This is a genomic window from Synechococcus sp. B60.1, assembly GCF_047462555.1.
Classification (GTDB): domain Bacteria; phylum Cyanobacteriota; class Cyanobacteriia; order Thermostichales; family Thermostichaceae; genus Thermostichus.
The window spans coordinates 1-2025 of the sequence record NZ_JANSJN010000187.1 but is presented as its reverse complement, the minus strand read 5'-3'; the positions used below and the strand labels follow the sequence as shown (position 1 = coordinate 2025).

General features: G+C 56.3%; 2 pseudogenes. One reads left to right on the top strand and one right to left on the bottom strand.

The window, feature by feature from the left end:
• Positions 1–896: pseudogene (locus NW863_RS12880) on the top strand (peptidase M8); the annotation flags it as partial.
• 108 nt (positions 897–1004) lie between these two features.
• Here NW863_RS12880 and NW863_RS12875 read toward each other — a convergent pair.
• Positions 1005–2025, bottom strand: a pseudogene (locus NW863_RS12875) (hypothetical protein); the annotation flags it as partial.

Below are 2025 nucleotides of genomic sequence, written 5' to 3'. Positions count from 1 at the left end.
CTCCCACTCCTTCTCCCACAGCTTCTCCCACTCCTTCTCCCACAGCTTCTCCCACTCCTTCTCCCACAGCTTCTCCCCCTCCCCCTGCTGGCGGCTTCAACATCGAGGTTGAATTTATCGACAATAGCCTCAGCCCTTCCCAGCGCGACATTGTTCTGCAAGCGGCCCGGCGCTGGGAGCAGATCATCACCGGCGATCTGCCCGATGTTGCCGTAACGCTACAGGCCGGTTTCTGCCCAGGTGGTTTCCCGCCAACAGCGCTGGTCAATCGCCGGGTGGACGACATCTTGGTGCAGGTGACCGGCGCCCGGCTTCTCTCTTACCCTAGCGCTCCGGGGGAGGTCGTTGGCCAAGGTGGCCCCTGTGGCTCTCCCCGGCCTGGGAGCGGCACTTTCCCCTATGGTATGGTAGGGCTGGATCCTGCCGATCTGGCCAGGGTAGAAGCTGATGGAAGACTATTCCACGTGGTTCTGCACGAGTTGGGCCATGTTCTCGGCTTTGGCACCATACGCAACTGGGATTCCCTTCTCCGTAACAGTGGCACCAACAACCCGCGCTTTGCGGGCCCTCAGGCCACGGCTCAGTACAACAGCCTCGGCGGACTTGGCAATGTGCCGGTGGAGCTGGAGAGGCCACCAGAAGGTCACTGGCGAAGGACGTTGGGTCTTGAGCTGATGACGCCTGTCCTGGCCCCTCCTCCCCTGCGCCCCGCTCTTAGCCGCATTACGGCAGCGGCCATGCAGGATCTGGGATTTACTGGCATCAATCTTGCGGCGGCGGATCCTTATGAGCTGCCCCCAGAAGGCCGCCGCCTGGCGCCGACAGGAGAATGGCTCTTCTTGGGCGACGACGCCATCTTTGGGCCCATTGGCGGCGAGACGCGGCTGTTGCCCTAGGACAAAACCTAAACTGTGGATGGCCCTGCTGGCTGTTGTCCGGCAGGGCCACTTTGGTATAGAAAAAGGCCCCCCGTGGGGGCCAAAAGAGAGAAGAGATGGGAGAGGTTAGGGGCAAGTGCAGCCGGAGGTTACGAAATCTTTGCCTGAAGCAAAGTTGTCGAAGGTGTTGCTAGTATTGGTTACAGTTCCTCCGGCTCTACAGATACCGATGCTACTGGCTGCTCCCCCAGTATTCGTGAAGGTGTTACCTTGCACAGTCACAGTGCCAGTGCCACTAGCGTTAACACAAACCCCAATTGCTATTTCAGACGATGAGTTTCCTTCTCTGACTTGAATTGACGATCCTCCCTCCACTTTTCCAGAAGCAATGGGGCCTGATAGGAGAATAGAGAAAACATTCCCTCCAGTGGCTGTAATCGCGCTCAAGCTTGCGGTGCTGCCACTCACCTCCACAGAGCCGGAAGTCGTTTTCCCGTAAATACCTACAACGTCCTGAGCATTCCCTGATCCTGCAGCCACAACAGAGCTACCGTTTATTACCTTGAGAGTGCCAATGCCCTCATGCAAAATACCGGTAACGAAGTCCTTGTTGCTTGGAATAGAAATATCTACGTTGTCGAGAATGACAGTGCCCCCGACGGTGTTTGGCACGTGAACACATTTGTCGCCTTGTCCAACTGAAGTGCCCCCACTAGTGGTAATACCCGTACAGTTAATGTTGATGTCTTTCAGAGGAGTACCTGCGGCGTTAAGGGTGATGGCGGCTGCGGCGGCGGCAGTATTAGGATCCCCACTGATGATCTGGAACCCCTGGAGCTTATAGCCCTTGTTGAGGGTTAAAGTTTGGTTATTCAAATTGAGAATAAAGTTAACGCCACTGTCAGGAACCACCGTGACGGATCCACTTGCCAAAGCAAGACTGGTAACGTTAGCCGTGGGTGTCTCTGTTCCGTCGTCCAAGATCGTCACAATCACATTTGTCCCACCACCAAGGCTGGCTGCCGTTTGAACTGCGGTGGAGGTCAGGGCCTTCTCCACGGTCTTAAATGGCTGAGCGGGTGAAGTACCAAGGTTAGTAGTATCATTGCCAAGCGTTGGGTGTATGTAGAACTGGGCAGCCGGGGTC